Annotated in this window: 10 protein-coding genes and 1 pseudogene; 1 reads left to right on the forward strand and 10 read right to left on the reverse strand. The window is 61.4% G+C overall.

Annotation, left to right across the window (positions count from 1 at the left end; translation table 11 throughout):
- Positions 1–114: 114 nt before the first annotated feature.
- The 6 genes and pseudogenes from GAU_RS00875 to GAU_RS20135 all read right to left on the reverse strand — a co-directional run bounded on the left by GAU_RS00875 (position 115) and on the right by GAU_RS20135 (position 4,620).
- On the reverse strand, positions 115–972 hold the full coding sequence (locus tag GAU_RS00875; protein ID WP_012681662.1) for a replication initiator protein A: 858 nt from the start codon (positions 970–972) through the stop codon (positions 115–117).
- Positions 973–1,162: 190 nt separating this feature from the next.
- Positions 1,163–2,167, reverse strand: coding sequence for a threonine ammonia-lyase (locus GAU_RS00880; RefSeq protein ID WP_012681663.1), 1,005 nt, complete (start codon positions 2,165–2,167; stop codon positions 1,163–1,165).
- Between the two features lie 2 nt (positions 2,168–2,169).
- Positions 2,170–2,994: a peptidase E gene (locus tag GAU_RS00885; protein WP_012681664.1), complete on the reverse strand. Its 825-nt coding sequence runs from the start codon at positions 2,992–2,994 to the stop codon at positions 2,170–2,172.
- Positions 2,991–3,767, reverse strand: coding sequence for a hypothetical protein (locus GAU_RS00890; RefSeq protein WP_231847947.1), 777 nt, complete (start codon positions 3,765–3,767; stop codon positions 2,991–2,993). The genes GAU_RS00885 and GAU_RS00890 overlap by 4 nt, the downstream gene beginning before the upstream one ends.
- 6 nt (positions 3,768–3,773) lie before the next feature.
- Positions 3,774–3,839, reverse strand: a pseudogene (locus tag GAU_RS22955) (SEC-C metal-binding domain-containing protein); the annotation flags it as partial.
- 49 nt (positions 3,840–3,888) lie between these two features.
- On the reverse strand, positions 3,889–4,620 hold the full coding sequence (locus GAU_RS20135; protein WP_012681666.1) for an SDR family NAD(P)-dependent oxidoreductase: 732 nt from the start codon (positions 4,618–4,620) through the stop codon (positions 3,889–3,891).
- 74 nt (positions 4,621–4,694) lie between these two features.
- Here GAU_RS20135 and GAU_RS00900 point away from each other — a divergent pair, with 74 nt between their 5' ends.
- Positions 4,695–5,705 carry a restriction endonuclease gene (locus tag GAU_RS00900; protein ID WP_197526028.1) on the forward strand — a complete coding sequence of 337 codons (1,011 nt, stop codon included), beginning with the start codon at positions 4,695–4,697 and terminating at the stop codon, positions 5,703–5,705.
- 80 nt (positions 5,706–5,785) lie between these two features.
- Here the strand turns inward: GAU_RS00900 and GAU_RS00905 are convergent, their stop codons facing one another.
- From GAU_RS00905 to GAU_RS00920, 4 genes are all read right to left on the reverse strand, one after another.
- The gene (locus tag GAU_RS00905) at positions 5,786–8,935 is read right to left on the reverse strand and encodes a type I restriction endonuclease subunit R (protein WP_012681668.1); all 3,150 of its coding nucleotides are present in this window, start codon (positions 8,933–8,935) and stop codon (positions 5,786–5,788) included.
- A gap of 164 nt (positions 8,936–9,099) precedes the next feature.
- Positions 9,100–11,097, reverse strand: a complete 1,998-nt coding sequence (locus GAU_RS00910) for an ATP-binding protein (protein WP_012681669.1) — start codon at positions 11,095–11,097, stop codon at positions 9,100–9,102.
- A gap of 69 nt (positions 11,098–11,166) precedes the next feature.
- The gene (locus tag GAU_RS00915) at positions 11,167–12,504 is read right to left on the reverse strand and encodes a restriction endonuclease subunit S (RefSeq protein WP_012681670.1); all 1,338 of its coding nucleotides are present in this window, start codon (positions 12,502–12,504) and stop codon (positions 11,167–11,169) included.
- Positions 12,494–14,053 (reverse strand): type I restriction-modification system subunit M, encoded by a 1,560-nt coding sequence (locus tag GAU_RS00920; protein WP_012681671.1) that lies wholly within the window; start codon positions 14,051–14,053, stop codon positions 12,494–12,496. The genes GAU_RS00915 and GAU_RS00920 overlap by 11 nt, the downstream gene beginning before the upstream one ends.
- Between the last annotated feature and the right edge of the window lie 190 nt (positions 14,054–14,243).

Here is a 14,243-nt window from a genome sequence, read left to right on the forward strand (position 1 = left end):
CTCTCGAAGGAAGGACCAGAAAAGTACTGCTCTTACGTACGCGTCGGAAAAGGTGCTGTTCCCGGTCGATATCCGAAGGGACCGGTCTGTATCACCTTCCCCTACCCGCTGAGCTCAGCTTTCGTCGCGCGGCCGGGAACCGAGGACGTAATCCACGTGCCACTGCCGGTCGTACTGCCGAATGGCGATGTCCCGCACCAGCCCGGCACTCAACAGCATTTCGTGCGCTGGTTGTAGGACGCGCTGGAGGTGGGAAGGGTATCGCTGGGTCAGCGGCAACTGCTCGGCCAGGCGCTCGAGGGGAATACGCCAGGAGAGGCGTCCATCGGCCCGGGCCACTTCAAGGATGCGGTACAGACGACGGGCAACCGGGGACGAAAGGGCGTGATACCGTGCCGCGGAGATCGTCACCACATGTCGCGCGGCCAGATTGGCGCGCAGGGTGCCTGACAGCGTGACCCGGGCGTCGCCGGGTTCGCCGGCGGCCAGGTTGCCGAACAGATGGAGTTGTTCGCGGTCGGCCACCCGTCGGCGCTGCACGGAGACGGTGGAGAGGACCGTGAAGCTGGTATCGGCGTGGGCGGACTGCGCCGACCAGTAGGCGCCGATCGACTCGAGCGTGGTGCGTTCGAGTCGGGAGAGGGCGGCCCGGAGCTGCTCGTAGGTGCGCCCATCGGCGCGGCGGCCCATGGAGCGCAGGAAGGCGTGCAGGGTGAAGGTGATGGCCCCGTCGGCCGGGGCGCCCGCTTCGTGATAGCGGTGCAGCAGCTCGACGTAGACGTCCTGGTCGAAAGTACCGGGCAGGCGATCGCCAGGCGCGGGGATAACACGCCAGCGCCCACCGTTCTCGGTAGTAAACGAGACGGGCACATCGTCTGCGGAGTCGCTCAGACGGAAGAGCGGGAGTTCCTCGAGCGAGCGATCGAGGATGACTCCACGCGCAGCCGGGCGGCGGCGGGCGGCGAGTGACATCGCGGTGAAAGGTGGGCGAGGCGTGCGGCGGGCGCTAGGCGGGGACAATGGGAACTGCGGGAGATGGAACTGCGGGGGCTGGAACTACGGAAGCTGGAGGGACGGGAGCTGGGGGAACGGGAGCTGGAATGACGGGAGCTGGGACTACGGGGAAGAGCGGGAGTTGGAACGACGGTGGACTACGGGAAGACTACGGCTGGAGGTGTTTGGCGTAGGTGGCGATATCGGTGTTACCCCCGCAGACCACGACGCCGACTTGTTGGCCGGCGAGTTGTTCACGCAATGGGAAGCGCAGGGCGGCCATCGCTGCGGCACCTGCGGGTTCGACCACCAGCTTGGCGCTGCGGAACAGCGTGCGCATGCCATCGCGGATCTGGTCGTCGCTCACGAGCACGATGTCATCGATGAAGCGTTTGTTGAGCGCATACGAATACGGCTCTGAGCGTGGCGAACCAAGAGAGTCGGCGATCGTGCGTACGGCTTCGATGGTCTGTGGGGAGCCGGCTTGGAAGCTGCGGTAGAGACTGTCGGCGCCTTCGGGTTCCACGACGTACACCTTTGTCGTGGGACGCCACTGTTTCACCGCGCAGGCGATGCCGCCGGTGAGACCGCCGCCACCGGAAGCCACGATGATGGCGTCGAGTGCGGTGTTCACCTCCGCCATTTGCTCCATGAACTCGAGGCCGACCGTGGCCGTGCCCAGTGCAGTCAGTGGGCCTTCAAACGGATGCACCTGCGTGCGGCCTTCGTCGGCGATGATCTCTTCGACACGCTCGAAGGCGATGTGAATGGTGTCGACGAGTTCGGCGATGCCACCGAGATCGCGGAAGAGCTGAATGCGATACGGGTTTGCCGTGCGGGGCATGACCACCTTCGCGGTCGTGCCGAGTTGCCGTGCCGAGTAGGCGAGCGAGATGGCGTGATTGCCCGCGGAGACACCGGTCACGCCGCGCTCGCGCGCTTCCGGTGTGAGCTCGGCCATCACGGTGAGTGCACCGCGCGGCTTGAAGCTGCCGGTGTGCTGGAAGAGTTCTTCCTTGAGCCACACGCCGGTGGTGGCGCCCACTTCGGCTGAGAGGGCGTCGTCGAAGATGCGGCGAACCGGTGTGGTGATCACACGATTCCCGAGACGTTCACGCGCGGCGCGGATGTCTTCGAGCGAAGGAAACGGAACCGTTTCAGGTGTGTACGTCACGGCTACAGCATCTCGGGTTGCATCACCTTCTCCGTCACCTTGCCGTTCTCGACACTCACGTAGTACACCTTGGCGTCGGCGCGGGTGTGCACGACCCGCTTCACTGCGTTGTCTTCGAAGTAGATGCCGGCATCGTTGTCGCAGGCATAGCCAGGCTTCATCTCTCCTGAGCCGATCAGCTTGTGGTACAGCGGACGGCGACCGGCTTCGGCGTCGTAGTGCGGTGAGTGACTGCCCTTGAGGAAGCCAAGACACTTCACGATGGACAGCGCCTTCGGGCGCGAGTCGGTGGTGCCTTCTTCGAACCAGCACAGCGAACCCGCTGACGCCCCACCGAGTACGATGCCGCGGTCCCAGGCTTCGCGCAGCACGACATCGATACCCTGCGCTTTCCAGATGGCCTGTTGATTGAGCGTGTTGCCGCCGGAGCAGACGATGGCGTCGGCCGAAAGCAGCACTTCATCCCAGCCTTGGGTCTGCGAAAGACTTTCGATGAAGACGTTCTGCACGAACGGCTCCACGTTGAGTGGTGCGCAGGCCTGGAAAAAGCCGATGGAGGTCTCTGGCGCATCAGCCGATGCGGTGGGCAAGAAGCAGATCCGCGGGCGTGACTTGCCGGTGAGTTGCGCCATGTAGCCGATGAACTTCGTCCGGAAACCGCCGCCGGCAATGAGGATCTTGCGAGTGGCGCGCGGAGCGTTGGAGGCGATGTCGGTCATGGGCAGGGGCTCGGCGGCGTGGGCGGGTGAGAAGGAGGGGATCAGGGCGCCGGAGGCGATGGCGCCTGCCGCACCGAAGGACGTGGAGACAAAGTCGCGACGTTTCATGTGGACTCTCCGGGAGGTTCGCCGAGGATACCATCGTGGAGGGGGCTTCCGCCGTGGCCAGCGGCATTCCAGTACCCCGATGCACGTTCGTGCCACGCATGACGCAGGGTCACGTGCAGCAGCGGATCGGCCAGGAATTCACGTGGCACGCGGGCGGCCGATGCACGATCTGTGGCCACACCGGCCATGTCGCGCACTTGTTGTGCGATCTGCTCGGCTTCGTCCATGGGCAGCAGGTCGAGATGTGTGCCGAGGATGAGCTGGATGTCGTCGAGCGTGAGCACGTAACCGAGACAGACATCGTCGGGTTGTTCACCCAGTGTGCCCGCATCGTCGTACACGAAGGCCGTGGTACCGGTGAGCAGGTCGTGCAGGCCGTAACCGACTCCCACGTCCACCTGCGTCACGCGCCAGAGTCCGATGCGCGACTCGTGTTGCGCGATGAGCAGCGCGTCCACGTCGGCATCCATGCGTGCGCCGTGACGGGCGCGTTGCATCTCGAGCCATTGCACGGCGGGCGTGGCCGTGGTGGCCGAGGCCGGGCGATGATGCAGCAACCAGTGGGCGTAGAAACTCTCGTCGTATTCAGAGAGTTCATTGTCGGGGCCACCGGCGAATTGATCGAGGGCGGCATTGGCCCACTCGGCGCCGAGTTTGCGATCACACCAGTCGAGCAGCTCCTGATGGATGCGCCGATCGCGCTCGATGAGTTGCACGGCGCGCTGCAGGCGCTCGCGTTCGGGCGCAGGCAGGGCCGCGACTTCGGGGGGCACGGCGGCGCCGTGGCATTTCTTGAACTTGCGGCCTGAGCCACAGGGGCAGGGCGCGTTGCGATCGACGGACACAGAGCGACTGCGAAAGGGATCCGACAGGAAGGCTGGCGTTGTGACGGTGTTACGCCAGCGTGATGACCTGCCCCGTGATATTGCGGGCGGCTGGGCTCACGAGGAAGGCTACCACGTCGGCCACCGATTCGCGCTCCACGTAAAACGTCTTGTCTCCCATATCGGCGAGATTGGTCGCCGTACGGATGGCGGTTGGCGCCACGGCGTTGGCGCGCACACCGTGAGCTTTTTCGTCGAGTGCGACCGTGCGCATGAGGGCAAGCACACCACTTTTGGCAGCGGCGTAGGCGGCGAGGCCCTTGGGGGAACCGCCTGGCAGCGCCGACGCGGAGCCAAAGTAGACGAGACTGCCTTTGGCCTCCCGCAGGGCGGGCAGGAACGCGCGCGTGGTGGCGAAGGCCGTGTCGACGTTGATGGCGAATTGCTGGTGCCAGGCGTCGGGATCGGCTTCGTCGAGTGGGCCCGTCGCGCCAAACCCGCCGGCAACGCAGACGACAGCATGCACACGGCTCGTCTTGTGCGCCAACAACACCTCGGCTGCCACCGATTCGGCGGCCGCTGGACTGGCCAGGTCGGCGGCGTGGGCGGTGAAGCGCTGGCCGGATGGTGATGCGGTCAACTCAGCGGTACGGGCCTGCGCTTCATCCAGCGTGCGGCCGATCAGCGCGAGGGAGAAACCTGTCGCCGCAAAGTGGGCGGCGAGGGTTTCACCGAGTTGGCTGGGACGGCCAGCGCCGGTGATGACAACAAGTGCGTTGGGAAATTTGGTCGCGTTTGGCATGGCATGCTCATCTTCGTGTCGACAGTATTGGCAGGGTCGTTCCGAGACGCGAGGTATTGTTTCGCGCACCCAACGTGCCGACCCATGACCTGAACTACAACTGTATGCCCGGATTCTGGATGGTGCGAGCTGGCGAGGGGGGATATCTCGCCAAGGAGTTTGTGGAGAAGGAGTGTGTCGCTGTCGGATTCGATGGCGTTGGATCATTTGAGCAGCTGACCACTCTCGGTGCCTTCAAGGGGAGACTGCTCGGGGTCTATCCCGATGATTCTCCTGGAAAGCGAGCAGGAGCAGCTGGGGTGGGTCACAAGTTTCGCACGCTAGTTCAGCGGGGCGACCGCATCCTCACGTATGATCCGGATACCCGACTGTACCATCTGGGTCGTGTAGAGGGGGACTACGAGTATCGCCCCGGGTTTGTGAGCGACTATTCACACGTGCGAAGAGTGAAGTGGGATCGGCAGATTCTTCGCGACACGCTCTCCTCAGGCGTTCGCAATACACTGGGATCCACTCTCACGTTGTTCGAGCCGGGTGATGCGATATTGCAGGAGATGCTGAGGTCGGGAGTATCCGCAGAGACTCCCGCCGTCCTGGATGAGGAGGATCGAGGTGACGAGACGACCATCTATCTCGAACAGTTAAGCCGCTCACATGAATTCATCGCGGATCGGGTCAACCGGCTGTCTCCCCATGAAATGGAACAGCTGCTGGCTGCTCTTCTTCGGACCATGGGATTCAAGGCCCGCGTAACGCTACCTGGGCCCGATCGAGGGCGGGATGTAGTTGCTTCTCCTGATGGTCTCGGCCTTCAGAGTCCGCGCATTTTCTGTGAAGTCAAACATCGCAAGGGTTCGATCGGTGCGCCGGAGGTTCGTAGCTTCACTTCCACGCTGCGGGGAGATGATCGCGGGCTGTTTCTCAGCACAGGTGGGTTCACGCGGGAGGCGAAGTATGAAGGTGACCGCTCACACGTGCCCGTCACTCTTGTGGATCTGGAAGAGCTGGTACGCCTTGTGGTTGAACACTATGAGCAGTTCGATACTGTCGGTCGCGCGCTGATCCCGCTGGACCGGGTATACTAGCCCGTGGGGTAACAGAACCGCACAGCGCAAGGTTCCTCGAGGGTTCCTCAACGTCTGCTGTACGCTCTCATGCGCCCGGGTCACGCAGCGATCGCCCACTCACTGCTTAGCAATTCCGCCTGCTCCAACACCGTCTGCGTGGCCCGCTCCTGTTTGTCAGGTGGATAGCCGTACTTGCGGAGGATGCGTTTGACGTACACGCGCAATTGCGCGCGCATGTTGTCGCGGATGGCCCAGTCGATCGACACATTCTTTCGGATTGTGGCTACGAGTTCACGGGCAATGACCCGCAGTTGCTCGTCTCCGAGCACCTGAACGGCGCTGTCGTTCACTTCGAGCGCGTCGTAAAACGCCAGTTCATCGTCGGTGAGCCCAAGCGCCTCGCCGCGGGCGTTGGCGGCCCGCATGTCCTTGGCCAGCTTGATGAGTTCTTCGATGATTTGTGCGGTTTCCACCGCCCGGTTCTGATACCGGCGCAGCGCCTGCTCCAGCAGGCCGGCAAACGAGCGCGCCTGCACTACGTTGCGCCGTGAGCGGGTCCGGATTTCTCCTTTCAGCAGTTTCTGCAACAGCTCCACGGCCAGATTGCGGTGCGGCATGCCACGCACCTCCGCCAGAAACTCATCGGAGAGAATCGAGATATCCGGCTTCTTGAGCCCCGCCGCGGTGAATACGTCGATGACTTCGTCCGACACGAGCGCCTTGGAAACGATCTGCCGAATGGCGTGTTCCACATCGCTTCTCGGTCGAGCTCTGCCCACCTCGTTCTTGGCCAGCACAGCCCGAACAGCCTGGAAGAATCCCACATCGTCGCGAATGTGCATGGCGGTGTCGTGAGGCACGGCCAAGGCAAAGGCGCGCGTCAGTTCGCTGACATGCCGCATGAGGCGCTCCTTGCCGTCTGGAAGTGCCAGCACATGCTCCTGAGCCGCCGGCAAAAGGGACAGTCGCTGCTGCGCCGTGCCAACATACCACGCGCTACGGTCAAAACCGTGGAATAGGCCGACACAGATCTCATGCTTCTCCAACATTACGGCCACGGCCTCTTCCTGATCGAGTGCCGTCTTGCCCGTGCCTCCTGCTTCAGTGTAGGTGGCGAGTGCACTCTTGAGCGCATCGGCAAGACCCAGATAGTCCACCACGAGCCCACCCGGTTTGTCCTTGAATACGCGATTCACTCGGGCGATGGCTTGCATGAGCCCGTGGCCTCGCATCGGCTTGTCCACGTACATCGTGGCGAGGCTCGGGCAGTCGAAGCCCGTGAGCCACATGTCGCGCACGATGACGAGTCGAAATCCACTCGATCCATCGCGGAATCGGGTGGCGAGGGCCTCGCGGTCAGTCTTGTTGCGGATGTGAGGCTGCCAGTCGACGGGGTCGCTCGCCGATCCGGTCATGACGATCTTCAGCAGTCCTTCGTCGTTGCGATCACTGTGCCATTCAGGACGCAGCGCGACAATTCTGTTGTACAACGCCACCGCAATGCGTCGACTCATGACCACGATCATGGCCTTGCCGTCGAGCACCTCGTTGCGGCGCTCGAAGTGATCCACGATATCCCGGGCAATGAGATCGAGTCGCGTGTCGGCGCCGGCGATGACCTCGAGCTGCGCCCATTTGCTCTTGAGTTGCTCCTTGCGCTCGACTTCCTCTCCTTCCGTGACTTCCTCGAATGCCGAATCGATGCCCAACTTCTCTGATTCTGCAAACTCAAGTTTTGCCAAGCGGCTTTCGTAGTAGATGGGTACAGTCGCTCCGTCGACCACCGCGCGCTGGATATCGTACACGCTGATGTATTCGCCGAACACCTGCCGCGTGTTGGCATCGGCTTTTTCGATCGGTGTTCCGGTGAATCCCACGAACGAGGCGTTTGGCAAAGCATCGCGCATGTGTCCGGCGAAGCCATCGTGGAATTCGTACTGACTGCGGTGCGCCTCGTCGGCAATGACGATCACATTGCGGCGGTCCGAGAGCGGGGGATGTTTGTCGCCCCGTTCATCGGGCATGAACTTCTGGATGGTGGTGAAAATCACGCCACCCGCGCTCACGGCGAGTTGCTTCCGCAGGTCGGCGCGGTCCTTGGCCTGCACCGGTTCCTGGCGCAGCAGGTTGCGGCAACGCGCGAAGGTGCCGAACAGTTGTTCGTCCAGATCGTTGCGGTCGGTGATCACCACCACCGTGGGGTTGGCCATGCCGGGGTGCAGGATCACCCGTCCGGCATAGAAGGCCATGGTGAGACTCTTCCCCGATCCCTGGGTGTGCCACACCACGCCGACGCGGCGGTCGCCGGGTTCCCCACCGGGTTGCTCACCGGATGAATAGCGCCCGATGTTTTCGGCAATACGGTCGGGGTTGACGCTGCGCGCGGCCCGCAGGGTTTCTTCCACCGCCACGTTGACGGCGTGATACTGGTGATATCCCGCCAACTTTTTGACGAGCGGGCCGTCATCTTCCTGCTCGAAGGCCACGAAGTAGTGCAGCAGGTCGAGGAAGCGACGGTGTTCGAACACACCGTGCAGCAAGACTTCCAGCTCAGACAGTGAACTCGGCGCACTCGTGGTTCCGCTCACCGTGCGCCAAGGCTTGAACCATTCCTTGCCGGCGCCGAGCGCGCCGATGCGCGCCTGAACCCCGTCGGAAATCACCAGAGCCAGATTGCTGGTGAACAGGGTCGGGATCTGTGCCTGATAGGTCTGCAACTGCTGCCAAGCCGACCAGATGGTGGCGTTTTCGTCGGCGGCGTTCTTGAGTTCGAGCACGGCAAGTGGCAGTCCGTTGACAAACACCACCACGTCAGGCCGGCGGTGGTGTTGTCCCTCGGCCACGGAGAACTGGTTGACGGCCAGCCAGTTGTTGTTCGTCGGCGTGTCGAAGTCGAAGATCTGCACCTGTCCGCCGCCAATTGATCCGTCGGGACGCCGAAACTCGACCTCCACGCCATTCAGCAGCATGCGATGCATGGCGCGATTGCGGTCCATGGCCGACGGGGCGTCGAGGCGGGTCAGTTTGCGGTACGCCTCGTCGATGGCCTCCGCCTGAAGCAACGGATTGAGGCGGAGGAGGGCTGCGCGGAGCCGGTGTTCCAGGACCACGTCGCGATAGCCGGGGTCGCTGCGTTCGGCGCCAGGTTCTCCGGCTGCCATATCGGGACCGTGCCGGACCTCATAACCGAGCCCGGCCAGCCACTCGAGGGCGGCGTCTTCGACGATCGATTCAGAGAAACGAGGCATTCCGTCCGGTGGGATCCGGGAAAGGCTTAAATAAGCAAGTCAATGACTTGCAATTGTTTAGGAGCTTTGTGACATCGCTGTCATGCGATGCCGTTAAATGAACTCGGTGTTCGGGATTTGGCGAGGATGGTGGCTGAACGGGATCTGGTTTTTCCAACCAGCGGCTACTCCGATCGAACGCGGTAGGCCTGCGCCGGATGATTGGGCTCGTTGGGGTGTGTCATCTGGATGACACCGTCCTGAACCATGGGCTGCAGATATTGTTCGCGAATGTACGCGGGGTTTCGGCGGAGCACCGTACTCAGTTCGTCTATTTGCCAGGCTCGGAGAGTCAGCAGTTCCTTGATCACTGTCTTGACCTGCTGAGGGCGGGATCGTTCACCGAGGCCGCCGACCAAAGCGGCCACATCTCCCGGCACCGGGGCGAGAAGCGTACTTCGCCGCTCTTTGGCAGCCAGTTGCTCCAAATCCGGTCTGTTAGCTAGGGACCTCGACTCCCCAGATAGCGGCGGGAGGTCCCCAGACAAGGATGGGAACTCCCCAGATAAGGCGGAGAGCTCCACAGATAAGGGCAAAGACTCCACAGATAAGGAAGCAACGGATGCACCGGACTTCGAGCTGGCGCTGGTGCCTTGGTCGAAGCTGGATGCTGCTGTTGCATTCCCCGCCATGCCCTTGAGACGAAGCCCCGGGACATAGAAGGTGGCTGAACCACGCCCCTTCTGTTCCAACACGGCAGCATCTCTCAATCGCCGGAGTGCCTGACTGGCCGCAAGGGTATCGACCCGGTTCAGCTGCCGATAGCTGGCGTTGTCGATTGCGCCGGCTTCACGGACAACGATCAGCGCCTTCGCATCTTCATCCGTGAGATGGAGATCGCGAAAATTGGCGAGCCACGCGATATCGTCTGCGCCGAGAAAATGATGAAAGAGGTAGCGGGCGACGAATTCATCGCGGCCTCGATCGCTTTCGAAAACCGGCGGCGTGAGGCCGGCCTCGGACATCATTTCCCGCATAACCCGAATCCCGCTGCCCTTCGTTTCGGCGAAACGGGTCTCGTGCAGGATTGCGGCGATCTTTGGATTGCGCGGCTGGGACCCGGGTTCGCCAAGATGCTCGGGTGACTTGAGCGAGAACCCCGGGTTACGAATCTCCAGCCGATTGGCGTAGCGGATGATCTGCACCGGGCCATGATTGCGGTAACTGCGGTGCATGACCGCGTTCACGAGCGCCTCGCGAATCACTCGCTGCGGAATGATAGGCGTGTCCGTGCGTTGCAGTTGGCCTTCCTCGAGACCAAAGGACTGAGGCAGGTCGTCCAATACGGCGGCCTGTGCCCGCCGAATTAACTTGAAGAGCGGATCCCGGAGCTCGACAGTATCGAACCGTTTCTCCGGATCCGGCACCCACTCCTTTCCCGGGACGCGGATATAGTCCACGCGCGTCATGGGAAAGCAGCGACGCAATGCCTGGCGCGTACCGAAGACAATCAGACCAGCAACGGTCGGCTTCCAGTCCTCGCCTTTGGCGTGCCGACGTACTGCGCCAAGCGCCTGCAGCAGCTCGAGATCGGTCCAGCGAAGCGCTTCCGCGTCAACGTTAAACTCCGACTGCGAACGCCGGTACTCGGCGATCGCCTCCGACGAAATGTCCTCGAGTGAGGCATCAGCCACGATCCCACTGTCATAACTCTGCTGCTCCCGGCCCTGATAGAGGAGCGCCACATCGTCATCGGTGCAGCGCTGATCGGTACTGCCGACACGCCGGAAAGCGCCCTTGGGCAAACCCGTATTCTTGAAGAATATGGGCTTGTCGTGTGGTGGTGCTTCGGGAACCGTGACCACGATAACGGGCTTCCCATCGACCTGCTCGGTCGACACGTCCACCCGCACCGGCACGTTGAACATGTCGCGGCACTGCGTGGCAATCTCCGCTGACACCTTGTCCGGCTGTGCAACGCCAACTGCCGAATAGCTTGGGAAGAGTGAGAGGTCATCGCGTTCAACGCCGAGCAGAATGCTGCCACCGCCGAGGCCGGGCTCGTTGGAGAACGCACACACGGTCTCGAGCAATGACCGGCCGGTGTCACTGCCGCGCTTGGCCTCGATATGTTCGTGCTCATCGAGTGCATTCAGGCTCTCGAGGAGTTCAATGGCGCTCATCGATGGTCCTATGCGGGAGTGGAAGAGGCTGTCGATCGGGAAAGGGGAGACGGTCCGGCGACGACATTGCTACAAAGCTACGCCGACGAATCGCTCGGCGTCTTTCACACGAAGCTCGCCGGAGATGAGTTTGGGGAGCAGGGTGTCGCGGAGGGCTGTCAATGTGCGCGACGCCTTTGCGCATGCCACGATTCGCTCATAAAGTGGTCGCGCAAGTCGGTCGAATGCGTCCATGATACACGCACGAGGAGCGACCATGGGAATAGGGCGAAAATTTGCCTTGCTGATCTCGAGAAATGTCGAGCCATTCGCGCGGCTGACAATCTGATCATGCGCGAAACTCGCCCAAAGTAGGAGGAACAAGTTCGATACCCCTGCCTTTGGCTTCATCGCGATGAAGCCCTGATTGATGGCAACCGGAGTCTCGGCTACAGCCAAATAACCAATTGGTGCACGCGAGGACAGCAGAACGGTTCCGCGAGGGAGCAGTCCCGAGCCGATCTGCGAGAGACCAAGACTAGTTACGTAACGCTCCGTTTCGAGCAGAACAGGAACAGAGAGTCCCGACAGATCTTTGGGAGTGGCCCAGGCGTGGGTGCCGTCTTCCCAAAATGTTGGCTCCTTCGTGCTGGGAGTACCACCGCCAACAACATCCGCGAGATCTCCAATCGTCTTGAGTTCCCAATTGTTCGGGATCTCTCCCATCTCCGAACCTTCGAACGAATCGGGGAATAGCTCTGCGATTGGCTGAGGAAGACAATGATGACGACCGTCAGCCTTGGCGCGAACGGGATCGAAATCCACGAACCACGACTTGAAGAGCGCGCGCGCCATTTCCTCCAGCGTTTCGCTCATGCGTCGGTTCAGCTCGATCTTATCGTCGAGCGTGCCGAGGATGTGGGCGATGGCGCGTTGTTCGTCTAGCAGCGGTCGGGAGAACCTGAAGCGCTTTATCCGTTCAGGTGATGTGTGCTTTACTGTAGTGCCAGTAGCGCTAGCGAGAACTTCATTCCGATAGTCAGCGCTGCACAAGAGGTAGTGAAGGAACCTGCTGTCGATTGCTTGCTGATCCTTCACGAGGATCTTGCCGAGTCGCTGGTTGTGCAGGTATCTCCGGCCATCGGATCGTGCAGGAACGAAAGCAGGCAAACCAAGCGTGTCGGACTGTTTGCTGAGGTCCGTCATAGTTACTAGCAGGTCAGCCTCAGCAAGAACGAAGTCCCCAGGTACCGGGCCGTCGAAATACTTGAATTTATCGCTCTTGAATCCACCGCCTATCGAGAAGTTGCCCGGCGTAAGCAAGATGTCGCCACGTGACTCATCGCGGATAAACTCGCCTTGAAATGCGAATCCGTGCTTAATATCGATCAATTCACCGAGCGAGCACTCGCGCCACTCACCTCCCATACCCAAGCTCCTTCAGGTTGGCGAGAATTGAAGCGTCGAGATCAGCCGACTCGATCTGTTGTTCGTGCAATTGCGCAGATAGCCGCCGCATCTTCAGCTCAAACGGCTCCCCATCATCCTCAATGTCTTCGGCGCCAACATAGCGACCCGGCGTCAACACATGCCCATGCTGGCGGATCTCGTCGATGTAAACACTCTTGCAGAACCCGGCCACATCCGCGTACTCACCAGCGTCCTTGTCACCACGCCAAGCGTGATACGTGTCGGCAATATTTGCGATGTCGGCATCGGTCAGTTCACGGCGCACACGATCGGCCATTGAGCCGAGCTTGCGCGCATCGATGAACAGCACGTGCCCGCGCCGATCACGGAAGCGCCCGTTGCGTTTGTTGCGCGCCAGGAACCACAGACACACGGGAATCTGCGTGGAGTAGAACAACTGCCCCGGCAGCGCCACCATGCAGTCCACGAGATCGGCTTCCACAATCGTTTTGCGGATCTCGCCTTCACCCGACTGGTTGGACGACATGGAGCCATTGGCCAGCACGAAGCCGGCGAGTCCGGTGGGAGACAAATGATGAATGAAATGCTGCACCCAGGCGAAGTTCGCATTGCCTGCGGGCGGCGCTCCGTACGCCCAGCGCTGATCGTCCTTCAGCAGTTCGCCGCGCCAATCGCTGTCGTTGAACGGCGGATTGGCCAACACATAGTCGGCCTTGAGATCGGGATGTTTGTCATCGTGCAGCGTATCTCCGTGGCCGATCTGCGCATCGATGCCACGGATGGCCAGATTCATCTTGGCCAGACGCCACGTGGTGTAGTTGCTCTCCTGTCCGTAAATGGAGATGTCGTCGAGTTTGCCCGCGTGGGCTTCGATGAACTTCTCGCTCTGCACGAACATGCCACCGGAGCCGCAGCAGGGGTCATACACACGCCCCTTGTACGGCGCGAGCATTTCCACCAGCACACGCACGACATACGATGGCGTGTAGAACTGCCCGCCGCTCTTGCCTTCGGCGCTGGCGAAACGTGACAGGAAGTACTCATACACGCGGCCCAGGGTGTCCTTGCTCTTGTCAGCCGAACTACCCAGTTCGATATCGCTGACCAGGTTGATGATCTGTCCAAGCCGCTGCTTGTCGAGGCCGGGGCGCGCGTAGTCCTTGGGCAGCACCCCCTTGAGCGACGGATTGTCGCGCTCGATGGCGGCCATGGCATCGTCGACCATTGTGCCGACACCAGGCTGCGGCGCATTGGCCTTGAGGAACTGCCAGCGCGCCTCGGCCGGAACCCAGAAGATGTTGTCGGCGCGGTACTCATCCGGATCTTCCGGATCGGCGCCGTCCGCATGCTGACTCGCGAGCTCGGCGTGTTTGATCTCGAAGGCGTCGGAGATGTATTTGAGAAAAATCAGGCCGAGCACGACGTGCTTGTATTCGGCCGCATCCATGTTGTTGCGGAGGGCGTCGGCGGCAGCCCAGAGCTTGGCTTCGAAGCCGATATTGGCCGAGGTTGCGGCGGACTTACTGGCCTTCTTGGCTCGTGCCATTTCGGGAGGTCGCGGACGGGGGTGGCAAAGAAGATCAAAGTGACGTCGATGATCGGTTGTATCAACCGTATGACGTTGCCAATTCGCGACTTAGCAATCTGAATCTGTTTCAGATCACGTTGGATCTGAAAATGAACGACTGGGCTTCGCCAAACGGAAGCCGAAGTGTATCTTTGGCACTCGTCTGTCG

This window comes from Gemmatimonas aurantiaca T-27, from assembly GCF_000010305.1.
GTDB lineage: Bacteria > Gemmatimonadota > Gemmatimonadetes > Gemmatimonadales > Gemmatimonadaceae > Gemmatimonas > Gemmatimonas aurantiaca.

Bases quoted from the DNA above. Each gene is read 5' to 3' on its own strand.
- GAU_RS00875 (WP_012681662.1), bottom strand. From the start codon at position 972: ATGTCACTCGCCGCCCGCCGCCGCCCGGCTGCGCGTGGAGTCATCCTC.
- GAU_RS00885 (WP_012681664.1), bottom strand. From the start codon at position 2,994: ATGAAACGTCGCGACTTTGTCTCCACGTCCTTCGGTGCGGCAGGCGCC.
- GAU_RS20135 (WP_012681666.1), bottom strand. From the start codon at position 4,620: ATGCCAAACGCGACCAAATTTCCCAACGCACTTGTTGTCATCACCGGC.
- GAU_RS00905 (WP_012681668.1), bottom strand. From the start codon at position 8,935: ATGCCTCGTTTCTCTGAATCGATCGTCGAAGACGCCGCCCTCGAGTGG.
- GAU_RS00910 (WP_012681669.1), bottom strand. From the start codon at position 11,097: ATGAGCGCCATTGAACTCCTCGAGAGCCTGAATGCACTCGATGAGCAC.
- GAU_RS00915 (WP_012681670.1), bottom strand. From the start codon at position 12,504: ATGGGAGGTGAGTGGCGCGAGTGCTCGCTCGGTGAATTGATCGATATT.
- GAU_RS00920 (WP_012681671.1), bottom strand. From the start codon at position 14,053: ATGGCACGAGCCAAGAAGGCCAGTAAGTCCGCCGCAACCTCGGCCAAT.